General features: G+C 70.1%; 17 protein-coding genes and 1 pseudogene. 14 read left to right on the top strand and 4 right to left on the bottom strand.

Features of this window, described 5'->3' with window-relative positions; all coding sequences use genetic code 11:
- Positions 1-162 precede the first annotated feature (162 nt).
- The 9 genes and pseudogenes from ACFMQL_RS07425 to ACFMQL_RS07385 all read left to right on the top strand — a co-directional run.
- Positions 163-1,908: pseudogene (locus ACFMQL_RS07425) on the top strand (acetolactate synthase large subunit); the annotation flags it as partial.
- Positions 1,909-1,968: 60 nt separating this feature from the next.
- Entirely contained in the window at positions 1,969-2,493 is a 525-nt protein-coding gene (gene ilvN, locus ACFMQL_RS07420; RefSeq protein WP_364059039.1) for an acetolactate synthase small subunit, read from the top strand.
- Positions 2,494-2,516: 23 nt separating this feature from the next.
- Entirely contained in the window at positions 2,517-3,500 is a 984-nt protein-coding gene (gene ilvC, locus ACFMQL_RS07415; RefSeq protein WP_364059576.1) for a ketol-acid reductoisomerase, read from the top strand.
- A 268-nt stretch (positions 3,501-3,768) separates the two neighbouring features.
- Positions 3,769-4,161 (top strand): alcohol dehydrogenase catalytic domain-containing protein, encoded by a 393-nt coding sequence (locus tag ACFMQL_RS07410; protein ID WP_378785022.1) that lies wholly within the window; start codon positions 3,769-3,771, stop codon positions 4,159-4,161.
- Positions 4,158-4,469, top strand: a complete 312-nt coding sequence (locus ACFMQL_RS07405; protein ID WP_364059573.1) for a zinc-binding dehydrogenase — start codon at positions 4,158-4,160, stop codon at positions 4,467-4,469. Before ACFMQL_RS07410 ends, ACFMQL_RS07405 begins: the two co-directional genes overlap by 4 nt.
- Positions 4,470-4,479: 10 nt before the next feature.
- Positions 4,480-5,010 (top strand): PadR family transcriptional regulator, encoded by a 531-nt coding sequence (locus ACFMQL_RS07400; protein WP_364059033.1) that lies wholly within the window; start codon positions 4,480-4,482, stop codon positions 5,008-5,010.
- A gap of 46 nt (positions 5,011-5,056) precedes the next feature.
- On the top strand, positions 5,057-5,779 hold the full coding sequence (locus ACFMQL_RS07395) for a siderophore-interacting protein (RefSeq protein WP_364059030.1): 723 nt from the start codon (positions 5,057-5,059) through the stop codon (positions 5,777-5,779).
- Positions 5,780-5,860: 81 nt separating this feature from the next.
- Positions 5,861-6,628 carry a type I methionyl aminopeptidase gene (gene map / locus ACFMQL_RS07390; RefSeq protein ID WP_364059027.1) on the top strand — a complete coding sequence of 256 codons (768 nt, stop codon included), beginning with the start codon at positions 5,861-5,863 and terminating at the stop codon, positions 6,626-6,628.
- 245 nt (positions 6,629-6,873) lie between these two features.
- Positions 6,874-7,116: a hypothetical protein gene (locus tag ACFMQL_RS07385; protein ID WP_364059024.1), complete on the top strand. Its 243-nt coding sequence runs from the start codon at positions 6,874-6,876 to the stop codon at positions 7,114-7,116.
- A 69-nt stretch (positions 7,117-7,185) separates the two neighbouring features.
- Here ACFMQL_RS07385 and ACFMQL_RS07380 read toward each other — a convergent pair whose 3' ends face one another.
- Positions 7,186-8,112, bottom strand: a complete 927-nt coding sequence (locus ACFMQL_RS07380) for an adenosine deaminase (RefSeq protein ID WP_364059021.1) — start codon at positions 8,110-8,112, stop codon at positions 7,186-7,188.
- Positions 8,113-8,200: 88 nt separating this feature from the next.
- On the opposite strand from ACFMQL_RS07380, the gene ACFMQL_RS07375 reads away from it, so the two are divergent.
- Positions 8,201-9,355 (top strand): helix-turn-helix domain-containing protein, encoded by a 1,155-nt coding sequence (locus ACFMQL_RS07375; RefSeq protein ID WP_364059018.1) that lies wholly within the window; start codon positions 8,201-8,203, stop codon positions 9,353-9,355.
- Here the strand turns inward: ACFMQL_RS07375 and ACFMQL_RS07370 are convergent.
- Positions 9,320-10,507 (bottom strand): amidohydrolase family protein, encoded by a 1,188-nt coding sequence (locus ACFMQL_RS07370; protein ID WP_378785019.1) that lies wholly within the window; start codon positions 10,505-10,507, stop codon positions 9,320-9,322. The genes ACFMQL_RS07375 and ACFMQL_RS07370 overlap by 36 nt on opposite strands.
- Positions 10,508-10,724: 217 nt before the next feature.
- On the opposite strand from ACFMQL_RS07370, the gene ACFMQL_RS07365 reads away from it, so the two are divergent.
- From ACFMQL_RS07365 to ACFMQL_RS07350, 4 genes are read left to right on the top strand one after another with little or no spacing between them, the layout of a single operon-like run.
- Positions 10,725-11,780, top strand: a complete 1,056-nt coding sequence (locus tag ACFMQL_RS07365) for an ABC transporter substrate-binding protein (RefSeq protein WP_364059013.1) — start codon at positions 10,725-10,727, stop codon at positions 11,778-11,780.
- Positions 11,777-12,526: an ABC transporter ATP-binding protein gene (locus ACFMQL_RS07360; RefSeq protein ID WP_364059010.1), complete on the top strand. Its 750-nt coding sequence runs from the start codon at positions 11,777-11,779 to the stop codon at positions 12,524-12,526. Before ACFMQL_RS07365 ends, ACFMQL_RS07360 begins: the two co-directional genes overlap by 4 nt.
- Before the next feature lie 13 nt (positions 12,527-12,539).
- A complete protein-coding gene (locus ACFMQL_RS07355) occupies positions 12,540-13,292 on the top strand; it encodes an ABC transporter permease subunit (RefSeq protein ID WP_364059007.1) in 753 nt (250 codons plus the stop codon).
- Complete coding sequence (locus ACFMQL_RS07350) at positions 13,289-14,068, top strand: ABC transporter permease subunit (protein ID WP_364059004.1); 780 nt, start codon at positions 13,289-13,291, stop codon at positions 14,066-14,068. The genes ACFMQL_RS07355 and ACFMQL_RS07350 overlap by 4 nt, the downstream gene beginning before the upstream one ends.
- Positions 14,069-14,497: 429 nt before the next feature.
- Here ACFMQL_RS07350 and dacB read toward each other — a convergent pair whose 3' ends face one another.
- Together dacB and ACFMQL_RS07340 are read right to left on the bottom strand one after the other, a co-directional pair.
- Positions 14,498-16,042, bottom strand: a complete 1,545-nt coding sequence (dacB, locus tag ACFMQL_RS07345; protein ID WP_364059001.1) for a D-alanyl-D-alanine carboxypeptidase/D-alanyl-D-alanine-endopeptidase — start codon at positions 16,040-16,042, stop codon at positions 14,498-14,500.
- A gap of 191 nt (positions 16,043-16,233) precedes the next feature.
- Complete coding sequence (locus ACFMQL_RS07340; RefSeq protein WP_364058998.1) at positions 16,234-16,782, bottom strand: DUF1707 and FHA domain-containing protein; 549 nt, start codon at positions 16,780-16,782, stop codon at positions 16,234-16,236.
- Position 16,783: the final 1 nt, after the last annotated feature.

Here is a 16,783-nt window from a genome sequence, read left to right as displayed (position 1 = left end):
AGCGGCTATCGTGTAGGCCATGCTCCGCAGTGAGATTCTCGTAGTACTTCGCCGGCGCGCAGGCCGATAGCGAAGCACTACGACCTGCGCGCCGCCCCAGACCCACCATTCGGTGGGAAGGGGCATTTTTTATGTCCTTAAGCGAGTAGCCACGCAAGGAACGAGCCGATGACCGAACGGATGACAGGTGCACAGGCCCTGGTCAGGGCACTGGAGCACGTCGGAGTCGACATAGTGTTCGGGATCCCGGGCGGTGCCATTCTCCCGGCCTACGATCCCCTCTACGACTCGACCAAGGTCCGGCACGTGCTCGTACGCCACGAGCAGGGTGCGGGTCACGCGGCCGAGGGCTACGCGCAGGCCACCGGCAAGGTCGGGGTGTGCATGGCGACCAGCGGCCCAGGTGCCACGAATTTGGTGACACCGCTGGCCGACGCGTTCATGGACTCGGTGCCGATCGTGGCGATCACGGGACAGGTGGCCTCGCCCATGATCGGCACCGATGCTTTTCAGGAAGCCGACATCTCCGGCATCACCATGCCGATCACGAAGCACAACTTCCTGATCACCGAGGCCGGTGACATCGCGCGCACGATCGCGGAGGCGTTCCACATCGCCTCCACGGGACGCCCCGGCCCTGTGCTGGTGGACATCTCGAAGGACGCGCTGCAGGCGGAGACCACGTTCAGCTGGCCGCCCGTCATGCAGCTCCCCGGCTACCGCCCGGTCACCAAGCCCCACAGCAAGCAGATCCGCGAGGCGGCCAAGCTCATCGCCGAGTCCCACCGGCCCGTCCTGTACGTCGGCGGCGGCGTCCACAAGGCCCGCGCGTCGGAGGAGCTGCGGGAGCTCGCCGAGCTGACGAACATCCCGGTCGTCACCACCCTGATGGCCCGCGGCACGTTCCCCGACAGCCACCCGCAGCACATGGGCATGCCCGGCATGCACGGCAGCGTCTCGGCGGTCGGCGCGCTGCAGAAGTCCGACCTGATCATCGGCCTGGGCGTGCGCTTCGACGACCGGGTGACCGGCGACCTGTCGACGTTCGCCCCCCACGCCAAGGTCGTGCACGCCGACATCGACCCGGCGGAGATCTCCAAGAACCGCCACGCCGACGTGCCGATCGTGGGCGACGCCAAGGAGGTCATCAGCGACCTCGTCGCGGCGATCAAGGCGTCAGGCCAGAAGGGCGACTACACCGAGTGGTGGAAGCTCCTCAACGGCTACAAGGAGACCTACCCTCTCGGCTACGAGCCGTTCGAGGACGGCTCGCTGGCCCCGCAGTACGTGATGGAGCGGCTGAGCGCCATCGTCGGCCCCGACACCTACTACGTCTCGGGCGTCGGCCAGCACCAGATGTGGGCCTCGCAGTTCATCGACTACGAAAAGCCGGGCACGTTCATCAACTCCGGCGGCCTCGGCACGATGGGCTTCGCCGTCCCGGCCGCGATGGGCGCCAAGATGGGGCGGCCCGACGCCACCGTGTGGGCGATCGACGGCGACGGCTGCTTCCAGATGACCAATCAGGAGCTGGCCACCTGCGCGCTCGAAGGCGTGCCGATCAAGATCGCGGTCATCAACAACGGTAATCTCGGCATGGTCCGCCAGTGGCAGACCCTGTTCTACGACGAGCGTTACTCCAACACCGACCTGCAGACGGTCCGGCGGATCCCGGACTTCGTCAAGCTGGCCGAGGCCTATGGCTGTGTGGGCCTACGATGCGAGCGTCCGGAAGACGTGGACGCCGTGATCAAGAAGGCCATGGAGATCAACGATGTGCCCGTCGTGGTCGACTTCGTCGTCCACCAGGACGCCATGGTCTGGCCCATGGTGGCCGCGGGCACGAGCAACGACGACATCAAGATCGCCCGTGACATGGCGCCGAAGTGGGAGAACGAGGATGACTAGGAGCGGACCCGGCGCGACGACGCAGCGCCCGCGCGGCGCACGAAGGAGGGTGAGCGAGCGATGAGCCGTCACACGCTGTCGGTGCTGGTCGAGAACCGGCCCGGTGTCCTCGCCCGCGTCTCGGCGCTGTTCAGCCGGAGGGGGTTCAACATCGACTCCCTCGCCGTCGGGCCCACCGAGCACGACGACATCTCCCGCATCACGATCGTGGTGAACGTCGAGGAGCTGCCGCTTGAGCAGGTCACGAAGCAGCTCAACAAGCTGGTGAACGTGCTCAAGATCGTCGAGCTGGACCCCGCGCAGTCGGTGCAGCGCGAGCTGATGCTGATCAAGGTCAAGGCCGACGCGGAGAGCCGCTCCCACGTGCTGGAGCTCGTGCAGCTCTTCCGGGCCCGCTGCGTCGACGTGGCGGCCGACGCGGTGACCATCGAGGTCACCGGCACTCCCGACAAGCTTGAGGCGTTCGTCAGGGTCCTCGAGCCGTTCGGGATCAAAGAACTCGTCCAATCGGGCATGGTGGCCATCGGCCGCGGTGCCCGCTCCATCACCGACCGGTCCCTCAGGGCACTGGACCGTACCGCCTGAAAGGTTTTTAGCAAGTGACCGAGATCTACTACGACGACCAGGCCGACCTCTCGATCATCCAGGGACGTCACGTGGCCGTGCTGGGGTACGGCAGCCAGGGCCACGCCCACGCGCTCTCCCTGCGTGACTCGGGTGTCGATGTGCGCGTCGGGCTGCCCGAGGGCTCCAAGAGCCGGGAGAAGGCGGAGAACGACGGCCTGCGGGTGCTCACCCCGTCCGAGGCCGTCGAGGAGGCCAACCTCGTGATGATCCTCGCGCCGGACCACGTCCAGCGCGACCTGTACAACCAGCACGTCGCCCCGAACCTGGTGGAGGGTGACGCGCTCTTCTTCGGCCACGGTCTCAACATCCGCTACGGCCTCATCGAGGCGCCGGAGGGCGTCGACGTCTGCATGGTGGCCCCCAAGGGCCCCGGTCACCTCGTGCGCCGCCAGTTCGAGGCCGGCCGCGGCGTTCCGGTGCTCGTGGCCGTCGAGAAGGACGCCTCGGGCAAGGCGCTCGACCTCGCGCTGTCGTACGCCAAGGGCATCGGCGGCACCCGCGCCGGCGCGCTGCGCACCACGTTCAAGGAGGAGACCGAGACCGACCTGTTCGGCGAGCAGGCCGTGCTGTGCGGCGGCGTCTCCGAGCTGATCAAGGCCGGTTTCGACACGCTCATCGAGGCGGGCTACCAGCCCGAGGTCGCCTACTTCGAGTGCCTGCACGAGATGAAGCTGATCGTCGACCTCATGTACGAGGGCGGCATCTCCAAGATGTACTGGTCGGTCTCCGACACCGCCGAGTACGGCGGCTACACCCGCGGCCCGCGCGTGATCAACGACCAGACCCGCGAGGAGATGCGCCGCATCCTGGGCGAGATCCAGGACGGCAGCTTCGCCCGCCAGCTCGTCAGCGAGTTCGACAGCGGCCAGAAGGAGTTCAAGCGCTACCGCGAGGAGCTCGCCGAGGACGCGATCGAGAAGACGGGCGCCAAGCTGCGCCCGATGATGAGCTGGCTCAAGGGCTGAGAAGGGGCGGCCGGCGCGGGGTGGCTGACGCCTGAGCCTCGCCGGCCTCACCAAGCGCCGTCAAGCGCCTTGCGCGCGGGGCCACGCGCCCGGCGATGTCGCCGGGCCTTGGCGCCCGGTCTTACCGCCGGGCCCGCGAGCGGCCCGCCGGTGGCCCGCGGGTGGCCTCGTGAAACCGCTGAGCGCGGCGGGCGAGGGGGAGAACCCCTCGCCCGCCGCGCTTTTTCGTGCCCGCTCGCGCCGGACCACGGAGAGGTGAAGTCGTCACATGCCAGAGATTCCTGCCGCGCTTACGGCCCGCCTGAGGTCGTCGAAGCTGCACGACGTCGCCACGCCCGCGCCCGGCGATGGCGGGGCGCTGGTCAGAGCGCGCGCCGCCGCGGTCAACCCGGGTGACCGGCACCTGATGCGCGACAGCCCGTCCGTCTTCCGCGCCGTCGCCGGCCTGACCCGGCCGAAGGACCTCACGCTGGGCAACGACTTCGCGGGCGATGCCGAGGCGGTGGGCAAGGGCGTCAGCGTGCCGGCCGGGCGACCGGGTCTTCGGGTGCCGCAGGGGCGCGTTCGCCGAGCGCGTCACCGTGCCCGCCGGCGGCCCGCTGGCCGCGATGCCGCCGGGGCTGATACGAGCAGGCGGCTCTCGCGCCGGGCGGCGCGCTGATCCCCGACAGCGGGTCGGACGGCCGCCGGCTGGGCCCTGCGGGGCGGATGGTGGCGGGGCACCTCACCTCGCGGTTCGCTGGCCACCGCTTCGTCACGTTCGTCACCAGCGAGAACGCCGCCGACCTCGCGACGCCGCGCGGGCCGGTCGCGTCAGGGGCGATCACCCCGGGCATCGATCGCACCTGTCCGCTGGAGGAGGCCGCCGCGGCGATCGCCCAGGTGGAGGGCGGTCACGCCGGCGGCAAGGTGCTCGTTCTCCGGAAGTCGAGTTATTACGTCTTTACGGCGATATATCGTTCGATATAGCATCCGAGGCATGATGAACGCGCGCCGCAATCCGGGCGCGGGCGGGCTCGGCCCCACGGGCCGCTTCTTCGGGCCAGGCGAGCTGCGCCTGGCCGTGCTCGCCCTGATCGCCGAGCAGCCCGGTCACGGTTACCAGGTCATGACCCGTCTCGCCGACCGCTTCAACGGCACCTACGAGCCCAGCGCCGGCTCCATCTACCCCACGCTCCAGCTCCTGGAGGACGAGGGTCTCGTCCGTGCCGAGGCCGGAGGGGGTCGCAGGGTGTACCACGCCACCGAGGAGGGCCTGCGGGTCGCTGAGGAGCAGCGGGAGGAGATCGAGCGGCTGTGGGGCCGCGCGGCCAGCAGGGGCCAGTGGGGGATGTTCGGCGAGCCAGAGGCCGCCGAGATCATCGGCCCCGCGCTGCGCCTGGTCAAGGCGGCGGTGAAGACGCTCGCGCACGCCCACGGCGACTCCCGGGTGATCGAGGGCGTGCTGGAGGTGTTCACGGACGCCCGCCGCAGGATCGAGGAGCTCGACCCGAAGCGGAGGTCGTCATGAGGCATCCGCTCGCCCGCCGCCTGCCCGATCCGAAACGGAGGTCGTCATGAGCCGCCCGCTCGCCCGCAGGTTGCTCGACCCGTGGCTCGTCAAGGGACGGGTCGCCGAGACCGAGCAGGTCGCGCCGCGCATGCGGCGCATCAGGATCGCCGGTGCCGGCATCGCCGGCCTGAGCTGGACTCCGGGCCGGCACGTACGGGTGCTCGTCGGCGGCGGGAGCGTGCTCGGCGGCGTGCTGCGGACGTACTCGGTCTGGCGGCTCGACCCCGAGCGGGAGTCGATCGAGCTGATCGGGTACGACCACGGCGGCGACGCGCCAGGTACCACCTGGGTCAGGAGCGTCGAGCCCGGCCATGAGGTCGCCTTCACCCGCCCGGAAGGCGCCTTCGTGTTGTGTCCCGATGCCCCGTACCACCTGTTCGCGGGGGAGGAGACGGCCTCGGTGGCGTTCGGGGCGATGCTGCGGGCGCTGCCCGAGGACGCCAGGGTCTACGGGGCCGTGGAGGCCGAGGGGCCGGGCGACCACCTCGACCTGCCGGGCGGCCTGGTCACGGTGTGCAGGAACGGCGCTCCGGCGGCCTCGTCCGAGACCCTGCTGGAGGCGGTCAGGAAGCTGGACCTGCCGGACGAGCCGGGCGTGGCCTACCTGGCGGGTGAGGCCCGCACCATCCAGGCGATCCGCGCTCACCTGGTGACAGAGCGCGGCTGGCAGCGCAGGGACGTGCGGACGAAGCCCTTCTGGACGCCCGGCAGGAGGGGGATGGACTGACCGCATCGCGCTCCTCCCCGGTGTCGCCGCGCCCGCTGGGCGTGATAAAAATACCGGTATAGTTATCGACGAGGAGGGGCCGTGATCGAGCTCAAGTCAGCCGGGGAGATAGCCGCGATGCGCGAGGCGGGCCGGGTCGTGGCCGCCGTGCACGCGGCGACGCGGGAGCAGGCCGGCGTCGGAGTGACGCTGAAGCACCTGGACGAGGTGGCCAGGACCGTCATCGAGGAGGCGGGGGCTGGGGCGTCGTTCTTCGGCTACCACCCGTCGTTCGGTGCGACGCCCTATCCGGGCGTCATCTGCACCTCCGTCAACGGGGTGATGCTGCACGGCCTGCCGACGCCGTACCGGCTGCGCGACGGCGACCTGATCAGCATCGACTGCGCGGCGTTCGTCGAGGGCTGGCACGCCGACGGCACGGTGAGCTTCACCGTCGGCACGCCGCGCGACGAGGACCTCAAGCTCATCAGGGTCGCCGAGGAGACGCTCGCCGCGGGCATCGAAGCGGCCCGGCCCGGCAACAAGCTGGGCGACATCGGTCACGCGATGGCCACGGTCGGCCGCGGCGCCGGTTACGGCATGCAGAACGACTTCGGCGGCCACGGCATCGGCCGGGCCATGCACGAGTCGCCGTTCGTGCCCAACGTGGCACCTCGTGGGCGCGGGCTGCGGCTGCGGCCCGGCCTGGTCATCGCGATCGAGCCCAGCCTGATGGCCGGTGGCCGCGACGACTACTACATGGCCGACGACGGCTGGTCGGTGTGCTCGGGCGACGGCAGCAGGAGCGTTCACGTCGAGCACACGGTCGCCATCACGGAGGACGGACCGGTCGTGCTGACTTGTCCGTGAAACCCCGCTTGTACGGGCTCGGCGGGCCCCGCGGGCCGGTCATGGACGGGCAAGCTCAAAGGCCGCCCGCGTTCAGCGCGGCACACTGATTCGTCAAGTAAGGCGACCGAGGGTATCCGTTCGGCCAGACGCCGTATTCGGCCTGGTCAACAGCGAAAATATGGGCGTTTGTCGAACTTGGGCGAGGGGCAGATCTTCCTCCGGTAGCTACGGAGAGTAGTCGAGAGGTATCAGGGGGAAACACTATGTATCGCAAGGGACTCGTCCTGGCCGGGCTCGTCGGCGGGATGGTCATGTTCGGAGGTTCCGCGCTCGCCGCGTCGCCCGTCGTCACGGCCGAGTCGTCTCAGGCTCGCATCCTTCCTGGCCCGAACCACGGCAAGGATGCCACATGGGACTTCGGCGAGTGGAACAACTTCGGTGAGGACAACGACTTCCTCGACCTGGACCTCCTGAACCAGCTCCTCTCGCGCGTGCTGAGCGCCTGACGAGAAACGGACGCACAAGGGGCCCGCCCAGCCGAGGGCGGGCCCCTTCGCCTTGTCCCTGGAGTGGCTTCAGCCCTCGTACGCGAACGACGCCTCGAAGGAGTTGCGCGCGATCGCGTCGAGCTGCTCCTCGCTCAGCCCCAGCTCCCGCCGCAACGCGGCGTAGTTGTCCTCCACGTAGCCGCCGAAGTAGGCCGGGTCGTCGGAGTTGACGGTCACCAGCAGGCCCTCGTCCAGCATCGCGGGCAGGATGTGGTCGCGCAGCGACGGCACCACGCGCAGCCGCACGTTCGACAGCGGGCACACCGTCAGCGGGATCCGCTCCTCCCGTAGCCTGGCCACGAGCTGCGGATCCTCCATCGCCCTGATGCCGTGGTCCACCCGCTCGACGCGCAGCACGTCGAGCGCCTCCCACACGTAGTCGGGCCCGCCTTCCTCGCCCGCGTGCGCCACCCGGTGCAGCCCCTCGCCCCCGGCGATCTCGAACACCCGGCGGAACAGCGACGGCGGATGCCCCACCTCCGCCGAGTCCAGCCCCACCCCGATGAAGTGCTCCCGGTACGGCAGCGCCGCCCGCAGCACCTGCTCGGCCTCCTCCGGCCCCCGATCGCGGAGGAAGCACAGGATGAGCGCCGCCGAAAGAGGGCCGTCCTTGAGCGCGGCGGACAGCCCGCCGAAGACGACGTCAAGCGGCACGCCCCTGCTCAGATGCGCCTGCGGGTCGAAGAAGATCTCCGCGTGCCGCACCCCCTGGGCGGCCGCCCTGCGCAGGTAGGCGGCGGCCAGGTCGTAGAAGTCCTGCTCGGCGCGGAGCACGGCGAGGTTCTCGTAGTACACGTCCAGGAACGACTGCAGGTTCGCGAACGAGTACCGCGCGCGGATGGCCTCCACGTCGTACGTCGGCAGCTCGATCCGGTTACGCCTGGCCAGCTCGACGACGAGCTCCGGTTCGAGGGTGCCCTCGATGTGCAGGTGGAGTTCCGCTTTGGGACGCATGCCCACGAGTAAACAGGACCTGTCAGGGCCTAGGTATCGTGCGAACCTCTGAACTCTCACGTGTTGACCTGGCATAACATCAGATTTCATGAGGCTGGAGGATCTGCTGGCACGCGAGGACCTGCGGCTGACGCTGGTGACGGGCTCCGACGCGCTCGGCAGAGAGATCCTCAGGGCCTATCCGACGGACCTGCCCGATCCCCGCCGCTACCTGCGCTCCGGTGACCTCGTGCTGACCAGCGGCGTCTGGTACTCCGAGCCTTCCGACTGCGAGCGCTTCGCCGACGCGCTGTGGGCGAGCGACGCCGCCGGCCTGGTCGTCGGCCTGGTCGTGCTCGGCGAGCTGCCGGCCGAGCTGGTCGAGGCGTGCGAGCGGCGCCGCCTGCCGCTTCTGCTCGCCGCCCCCGACCAGGCGTTCGGCGCGATCACCGAGGTGGTGACCGCCGAGGGCTTCGCCGCCGAGCAGCGCAGGGCCGAGCGGGCCAGGGCGCAGACCCTGCTCGACGTGCTCGGCCGCATACCGCCCGGCGAGGTATCCGCCCACTTGCGGCTGCTCGGCGCCGACCCGGGATTGCCCACTGCTGCCATGGCGGTGACGCTGACCGGCGGCCCCGAGCTGGATCTGCCCGAGCTGCTGCACGAGGGTCTGGCGAGGAAGGGCCGCCACCTGATCGTCGGCGGCACCCCGGACGAGGCGATCGTGCTGGTCAACGGCCGCGCCTCGCGCAAGAGCCTGGCCGACGAGCTGCGCGCGCTGATCGCCGGCCGCCCCGGCACCAGCATCGCCGCCGGGATCAGCGAGATGGCGGCCAGCGTCTCGCAGCTCGGCGAGGCGCTGGAGACGGCCAGGCGCGGCATGGAGTCGGCGCGCGGCGGCCCGGGGCCCGTCTCGATCATGTCGCTGGCCGACATCGACAGCTTCGACATGCTGCTCGCCGCGCTGCCCGCCGCGACCCGCCGCTCGTTCCGCGACCACCTGCTCGGCCCCGTCGAGGAGTACGACGCCCGCCACGGCTCCGAGCTGCTGCGCACGCTGGACACGTTCCTGGAGACGTGCGGCTCCTGGCAGCGCACCGCCGACGAGCTGTACGTGCACGTCAACACCCTGCGCTACCGGATGCAGCGCATCGAGGAGCTGACCGGGCGGCGCATGTCGTCGATGCGCGACCGTACGGACCTGTATCTCGCCCTGCGCTCAGGGCAGGGCTCAGGGCAGCCGGCCCGCGACGACGCGGCCCCGTGACACCACGGCCACGATGTTCTCCGCGGCCAGGTCCTCGATGTTCTCCCACGGGCGGCCGCGCAGCACGATCAGGTCGGCGCCCAGGCCCTCCTTGATCCGGCCCACCGGCATGCCGAGCGCGTCGGCGGCGTCGGAGGTTGCCGCGCGCAGCGCCGACTCCGCGTCCATGCCGAGGATGCGCGTCATGCGGACGACCTCGGCGAGCTGGTCGCCGAACTGCACGTGGTGGCCGTTGGCGTCGGTGCCGAGCACGAACCGCACGCCCAGCGCGGCGGCCTGGGCGAGCAGCACGTCACGGGTGGCGACCAGCTCGGCTGCCTTGGCCTTGGCCTGCGGCGTCACCGGCACCCGGCCCTCGGCGATGGCCTCGTTGATGAGCAGCGTGGGCGCCACAGGCGTGCCCCTGGCGGCCAGCGTCTCGGCCAGGTCGCGGCTGAGCAGCGTGCCGTGCTCGATGGAGTCGACGCCCTCCTCGACGGCCACGCGGATGCCCTCTTCCGAGTGGGCGTGCGCGGCGACCGGCATGCCGAGCGCGTGCGCCTCGTCGATCACGGCCCTGATCTCGTCGCGGGTGTAGTTGCGCCAGGCGTTCTTATCGCCCATGGACAGCACGCCGCCGCTGGTCGTGAGCTTGATGCCGTCCATGCCGGCCCTGGCCCAGGTGCGCACGAGCTTGCGGCACTCGTCGGGCCCGTCGGCCACCGGCTTCCTGAGCGGCGACGGCACGGCGGGCGGCACGAACAGGTCGTTGTGCCCGGCGGTCATCCCCACCACGCCGTGCACCAGGATGCGCGGCCCGGGCAGCACCCCGGCGTCGAAGACCCGCCGCAGCGCGACCTGCGCCTCGTCGCCCGCGAGGTCGCGCAGCGTGGTGACGCCGTGGCGCATGGCCTTCTGGGCGTGCGCGACGCCGTGCAGCACCTGCTCGTCGCGGGTGGTGGTGAGCGGCCAGGTGGCGAAGTCGGGCGGCTCGCCGTCTCCGGCGTAGCCGACCAGGTGGACGTGCGTGTCGACCAGGCCGGGCAGCACGCACAGGTCGGCGTGTCCGGCGGGGGCGGCGTCGATGCCGGTGATCCGGTCGGGCTCCCATGTCAGGTCGACCGGGCCGCGGAATTCGGTACCGTCCCAAAGGGGGATTCCGTCGAGTCTCATCTTCCGTTCGACGGTACCGGAGCGGCCGGGCGGCTGGAGGGATCTACGGTCCTCGCGGGGCGCTCTCGTAGGGACCTACAGGGACGGCCAGCGGTTTTCCGGCGATATGCGCATACGGCAGGCTTTCGCGGCCATCGTCCGAAATGACCGTCACACTTTGGTAATAATCGACAGATACCGTCCTGACCTGCTGGTTCACCGCCGTTCAAGGAGAATTATGGCTACCTTCGACCGTCGCGCGTTCCTGCGGACGACAGGTCTGGCCGGTCTTGCGCTCGGTCTGGCCGCCTGCGGCGACAACGGCACCGCCACGTCCGGCTCCTCCTCGGGCGGGGACGGCTTCGGCGCGGTCAAGCTCCAGCTCTCCTGGAAGAAGAACGTCGAGTTCGCCGGCGAGTACTTCGCCGACACCAACGGCTACTACAAGGCGGCCGGGTTCACGCAGGTCGAGCTGCTGTCCGGCGGCGGCTCCGGCACCTCGGTCGAGTCGGGCCTGGCCACCGGCCGCTGCTGGGCCGGCCTGTCGGCGCCCACGATCACCGCGCCCGCCGTGCTCCAGGGCGCCCCGCTGAAGATCGTCGGCGCGACGTTCCAGAAGAACCCGTTCGCGATCATCTCGCTGAGCAAGAACCCGATCAAGGAGGCCAAGGACCTCGCCGGCAAGCGGATCGGCGTCCAGGACTCCAACGAGCTGGTCTGGAACGCGCTGCTCAAGGCCAACGGCCTCGACGCCTCCAGCGTCACCAGGGTGCCGTTCCAGTCGGACCCGTCGATGCTCACCTCCGGCCAGCTCGACGGCTACGTCGGCTTCGTCACCAGCGGCCCGGTCAACCTGCGCATGCAGGGCCACGACCCCGAGTACCTGCTGCTCTCCGACGCCGGGCTGCCGCTGGTCGCCGAGACGTTCACGGTCACCCAGGAGACCATCGACAACGAGCGCGACAAGCTCAAGGCGTTCCTGACCGCCGAGATCAAGGGCTGGAAGGACGCCGTCGCCGACCCGGCCAAGTCCGCCGAGCTGGCCGCCACCGTCTACGGCAAGGACCAGAACCTCGACGTCAAGGAGCAGACGGAAGAGGCCAAAATGCAGAACGAGCTGGTCGTCACCCCCGACGTCAAGCAGAACGGCCTGTTCACGATGACGCCCGAGCTGATCGAGCAGAACATCGCCTCGCTGGCCAAGGCCGGGCTGAACATCAAGGCCGAGCAGCTCTTCGACCTGTCGATCCTCGACGAGGTCTACCAGGCGGACCCGAGCCTGAAGCTGTCATGAGCGGCATCAGCATCACCGGGCTGAGCAAGACCTTCGGCAAGGGACTGACGGCCGTCCAGGACGTCGATCTGCAGACGCCGAAGGGCTCGTTCCTGTCGCTGCTCGGCCCGTCCGGCTGCGGCAAGTCCACGGTGCTGCGCATCCTCGCCGGGCTGGAGGAGCCCACCACCGGCGAGATCCGGGTGAACGGCCTGACGCCGCAGGAGCTGCGCAAGGGCCACCAGCTCGGCATCGCCTTCCAGGACTCCGCGCTGCTCGCCTGGCGCAGCGTCGCGGCCAACATCCGGCTGCCGCTCGAGGTCGCCGGCATCAAGCCGGAGCCCGGCGTGATCGACGACCTCATCAAGCTGGTCGGGCTCGAAGGCTTCGAGAAGGCACGGCCGTCGGAGCTGTCCGGCGGCATGCGCCAGCGGGTCTCGATCGCCCGCGCACTGGTGGTCAAGCCCAGCGTGCTGCTGCTCGACGAGCCGTTCGGCGCCCTGGACGACATGACCCGCCAGCGCCTGAACCTGGAGCTGCTGCGCATCTGGACGGAGAAGCCCGCCACCACGCTCATGGTCACCCACGGCATCGGCGAGGCGGTCTTCCTCTCGGACGTGGTCGCCGTCATGAGCCCGCGCCCCGGCCGGGTGATCGAGCTGGTGGAGATCGACCTGCCCCGCCCGCGCACGCCCGAGATGATGCGCACGCCCGAGTTCCACGCACTCCACGACCACCTCAGCGACCTGCTGTTCGGGCACGGTTGAGAGGGCAGGGCTCATGAGACGGATCCAGGGCCTGATCGGCGTCGTCGTCCTCGTCGCGCTGTGGTGGCTGCTGGCCGCCACGGTCTTCGCCGGCGGGGGAGCGGTGCCCACCCCGGCCGCGGTGGTCGCCTCCATGGCCGAAGACGGCTGGTCCTTCTACGGCCCCAACGCCTCGGCCACCCTGTCGGCCGCCGTCCAAGGCTTCCTGTGGGGCAATGGGCTGGCCATCGCCGTGGCCCTGCTGGTGCTGCTCGTGCCCAGGCTGGAGGCCGTGGCCACGCAGCTCGCGGTGATCAGCTACTGCATCCCGCTGCTCGCCATCGGGCCGATCGTGCTCGTCGTCTTCGGCGGCGAGGCGACCGTGGTGTTCCTCGCCGCCATCTCCGTCTTCTTCACCACGCTCATCGGCGCGCTGCTCGGACTGCGCTCCGCCGACCGGGCCAGCCTCGACCTCATCACCGTCTACGGCGGCGGCCGCCTGGCCAGGCTCAGGTACGTCCAGGTCATCGCGGCGCTGCCCAGCACGTTCGCCGGGCTGAAGATCTCGGCCCCGTCCGCGCTGCTCGGCGCCATCATCGGCGAATACCTCGGCAGCAACGACCAGGGGCTCGGCGTCTCCCTGATGATCTCGCAGCAGCAGTTCCAGGTGCCGCGCACCTGGGGGCTCGCGCTGGTCGCCGGCCTGATCGCGGGTCTCGGCTACGCGATCGTCGCGCTCGTCGCCCGCGTGGTCACGCCGTGGTCGAGAGGGGAGGCCCAGCGGTGATCGGGCGTACCGTGCTGCGGATCGTGGGCCCGCTCGTGCCCTCGGTCGTCATCGTCGTGGCCGCGTGGTGGCTGGCGCTGGAGGCGTTCGGCATCAGCCCGCTGGTGGGCAAGCGGCCGCCGCAGGTGTGGGAGTACCTGACGTCGTCGCAGGAGCATCGGGACGCCGTGTTCGGCGCGCTCGGCATCACGATCAGGGACGCGGCCACCGGCTTCGTCTCCGGCATGGTCGCGGCGAGCGTCGTGGCCGTGCTGTTCGTGCTGTTCCGGACCGTCGAGCAGACGTTCATGCCGGTCGCGATGCTGCTGCGCTCGGTGCCGCTCGTGGTCATGACGCCGCTGATCACGCTGATCTTCGGCCGTGAGCTGCTCGGGGTGGCGGTCATCGGCGGCATCGTGGTGTTCTTCCCCGCGCTGGTGAACATCGCCTTCGGACTGCGCTCGGCCTCGCCGCAGGCCACCGATCTGATCATGGCGTACGGCGGCACCCGGATGACCGTGCTGCGCAAGGTGGCCGTGCCGACCGCGATGCCCTCGGTCTTCGCCTCGGCCAGGATCTCCGTGCCCGCCTCGATCATCGGTGCGCTCATCGCCGAGTGGCTGGCCACCGGCCAGGGCATCGGCGCTGAGATCCTGCGCGCGATCGGCGGGTTCCGCTACGACGAGGTGTGGGCGGACATCGTGGTGGTCACCGGAGTGTCGATCCTGGCGTACGCGGCGGTCGGCGTGGTCGAGGCGCTGGTCCTCGCCCGCTTCTCGGACCGGCCGCAGGACTGACCTTCGCCGGGATCGCGAACCTGGCTCGTGTTATGCGGACCCGGCCGCGGTCCTGTGTGCGGGGGGAGGCGCGGCCGGGTCCGCCCGAAGGGGAGCGCTGCGGGCGTGCGGTGGGAGACCGGCTCGGGGTGGCCGGTGAAGCCCTGTCGCTCCCATGGTCCGTACGAGCGCCTGAGACGGGCGGCGTTGGCGCTCAATCACGAATTCTGACCTGACTGAGCCGCGTTTGTAGGCAAATGGCCGACTAACTTGGAGCTCCAAGTGGCCGAATCGTGATGACATGCCGCCTGATCTCGGTAAACCCCGGCGGCCTCCCGCGCGTCAGGGAAACGCCGGGGTCGTGCGCCGGCCGTGGGCCGGTCATGGATCAGCCGTGCACCGGCCGTGGGATCGGCCCGTGCACGGCTGCCAGGAGCCGTCGGCCGGCCGTCAGCAGGAGGCCGGCTTGAGCCAGGAGCACTCCAGCTCGCCCGCCTGCGGCGCCTCCGTCGCGCGGAGCTGGACGGTCTCATCGACCGCCGCCGTACGCGAGAACTGCGCCAGCCGGACCGCGATCTTGTCCTCGATGTCCTTCGGCGAGCCCGACAGGTACTGGTTCAGCATGATCGAGAAGATCAGCGGCTCGCCGTCCGCGCTCGTGACGTAACCGGACAGCGAGGTGACGCCGGTCAGCGAGCCGGTCTTGGCGTGCACATTGTCGGCCGCGGGCGTGCCCTGCATGCGGCTGCGCAGCGTGCCGCCGGTGAACCTGTCGCTGTTGCCGGCGATCGGCAGCGACTCGTACCAGGTGCCGAACCACGGCTTGTCGCGTACGGCCGACAGCAGCTGCACGATCGAGGCCGGCGAGAAGCCGTCGCGGCGCGACAGGCCGGAGCCGTCCCGCATGTTGATCACCTCGACGCCGTGCGCCTTGGCGAAGTCCGTGGTGACCTTGAGCCCGGCCGACCACGTGCCCTGGTTCGCGACCTTGCGGCCCATCGCCTTGGTGAGGATCTCGGCGTGGATGTTGTTGCTCAGCTTCATGAACGGCACCAGCAGCTCGCCGAGCGTCATCGACTCGTGCTTCGCCAGCTCCTTGGCGCCCGACGGGGCCGCGCCGGTCGTGGTCGGGCCGAGCACCTTGACGCCGTGCCGCTTCAGGCCGTCGCGGAACAGCGAGGCCGCGTACGCGGTGGGGTCGTCGACCGCCACCCACTCCTGGTACGGGTCCTTCACCGTGCCGGTGATGACCACCGTGCGGGTGCCGTGCTGCCGCTCGATGAGCACGTTCGTCGAGTCGCCGACCGTCGCCTTGTTGACGATCTTCAGGTAGTCGGTCTCCGGCGTCGTGGACACCTTGACCTTGCCGCCGCTCGCCGAGACGGCCACGACCACCGAGCCAGCGTCGTAGTCGCGGTCGGGCGCGGCGGTCAGCGCCGAGATCGGGGCGGCGTAGTAGGCGGTCTCGTCGTCCCAGGCCCAGTCGTTGCCGAGGCGCTGCGCGTCGAACCAGGTGTCGTCGGCCACCAGCTTGCCGGTGACGACCTTGATGCCGGCCTTGGCGACCTGGGCGGCCAGCGCGTCGTAGTCCTCGGCCAGCATCGTCGGGTCACCGGTGCCGCGCAGCACCAGGTCGCCGGTCAGCACCGAGCCCGCCTTGCGTCCGGTGCTCAGCACGCTGGTGGTGAAGCGGTAGTCGAGGCCGAGCGTCTCCGCGGCGGCGGCCGAGGTGAACAGCTTGGTGTTGGACGCGGGGATGAGCAGCTTGCCCGCGTCGGTGGCGTACAGCTCCTCACCGGTCTTCGCGCTCTTCACCACGACGCCCGCGCGGGCGATCGTGAGCCGGGAGTCGCTGAGGATCTGGTTGATGTCCTGAGTCAGGTCCGCCACGCCCACGTCGGGGTCGCGTGCGATGGCAGGGGAGGAGGGGGCTGACGCCCACGCGAGGGCCGCGACGAGCGCGCCCGCGATGAGTGAGGCTGAGGTGCGCCGCATGGGGTCTCCAAGTGACTGGGGGAATCGCCAGAAGAGCATGAATCACCGCAGGCAGCCTGTAATCCGCAAATACACGTATTTATCGGCTGTGGCGGCGTTGTGAGAACGGGCGGGCCGCGTACGGACGGCTCTTTTCTCAACACGCCGGAACGGCGCCGTCCGGCGCGTCAGGACAGACGGCTGAGAACGTGTCAGGATGGGCGCTCGGCCGTGAGCAGGAAGCCGCAGTCGCCGAACGCCACCTCGTCGCCCGACTTCACCCGCGCGGGCCCCACCAGCCGCCACCCGTTGAGCCGGGTGCCGTTGAGCGAGCCGAGATCGACCAGCATCCACGCGCCGTCGCCCTCGCGGCGCAGCTCGGCGTGCACGCGGGAGACGGTCAGGTCGGTGAGCACGAGGTCGCAGGAGGACCCGCGCCCGACCACGTAACGCTCGCGGTCGTCGTCGGGGAGCGCCAGGCGGGGCAGCCGGGGCCGCCGCCACGCGGCCTGGATCTTGGTGGTGAACTCCGACAGCGAGGCGACCGCGTCCGTCAGCCGTTGCCGGAGAGTGGGCCGCCTGGGCAGGTCGGCCACGAGTTCATCGAGCTCGTGCCGGTTACGCGCGCGCAGTGCCTGATCGACCCGGCCCACGAAGGTGTCATGGGAGATGCGGCCCTCGACGGCGCGGTGCTTGAGCTCCTCGATCGCACGGTCACGTTCCCCATCTGAGGCGCGAAAAGGCGGATGAGTGGAGCTCATA

The sequence above is a fragment of the Nonomuraea fastidiosa genome (assembly GCF_042751225.1).
In the GTDB taxonomy this organism is placed as follows: Bacteria; Actinomycetota; Actinomycetes; order Streptosporangiales; family Streptosporangiaceae; genus Nonomuraea; species Nonomuraea fastidiosa.
The sequence above is the reverse complement of the archived record's forward strand: the minus strand, read 5'-3'. Positions and strand labels throughout refer to the sequence as shown.

Coding starts and splice junctions, on each gene's coding strand:
- ACFMQL_RS07360 (WP_364059010.1), top strand. CDS start 11,777: ATGAGCGGCATCAGCATCACCGGGCTGAGCAAGACCTTCGGCAAGGGA.
- ACFMQL_RS07340 (WP_364058998.1), bottom strand. CDS start 16,782: ATGAGCTCCACTCATCCGCCTTTTCGCGCCTCAGATGGGGAACGTGAC.
- ACFMQL_RS07370 (WP_378785019.1), bottom strand. CDS start 10,507: ATGAGACTCGACGGAATCCCCCTTTGGGACGGTACCGAATTCCGCGGC.
- ACFMQL_RS07355 (WP_364059007.1), top strand. CDS start 12,540: ATGAGACGGATCCAGGGCCTGATCGGCGTCGTCGTCCTCGTCGCGCTG.
- ACFMQL_RS07365 (WP_364059013.1), top strand. CDS start 10,725: ATGGCTACCTTCGACCGTCGCGCGTTCCTGCGGACGACAGGTCTGGCC.
- ACFMQL_RS07380 (WP_364059021.1), bottom strand. CDS start 8,112: ATGCGTCCCAAAGCGGAACTCCACCTGCACATCGAGGGCACCCTCGAA.
- dacB (WP_364059001.1), bottom strand. CDS start 16,042: ATGCGGCGCACCTCAGCCTCACTCATCGCGGGCGCGCTCGTCGCGGCC.
- ACFMQL_RS07395 (WP_364059030.1), top strand. CDS start 5,057: ATGAGCCGCCCGCTCGCCCGCAGGTTGCTCGACCCGTGGCTCGTCAAG.
- ilvN (WP_364059039.1), top strand. CDS start 1,969: ATGAGCCGTCACACGCTGTCGGTGCTGGTCGAGAACCGGCCCGGTGTC.
- ACFMQL_RS07385 (WP_364059024.1), top strand. CDS start 6,874: ATGTATCGCAAGGGACTCGTCCTGGCCGGGCTCGTCGGCGGGATGGTC.
- ACFMQL_RS07410 (WP_378785022.1), top strand. CDS start 3,769: ATGCCAGAGATTCCTGCCGCGCTTACGGCCCGCCTGAGGTCGTCGAAG.
- ACFMQL_RS07400 (WP_364059033.1), top strand. CDS start 4,480: ATGATGAACGCGCGCCGCAATCCGGGCGCGGGCGGGCTCGGCCCCACG.
- ACFMQL_RS07375 (WP_364059018.1), top strand. CDS start 8,201: ATGAGGCTGGAGGATCTGCTGGCACGCGAGGACCTGCGGCTGACGCTG.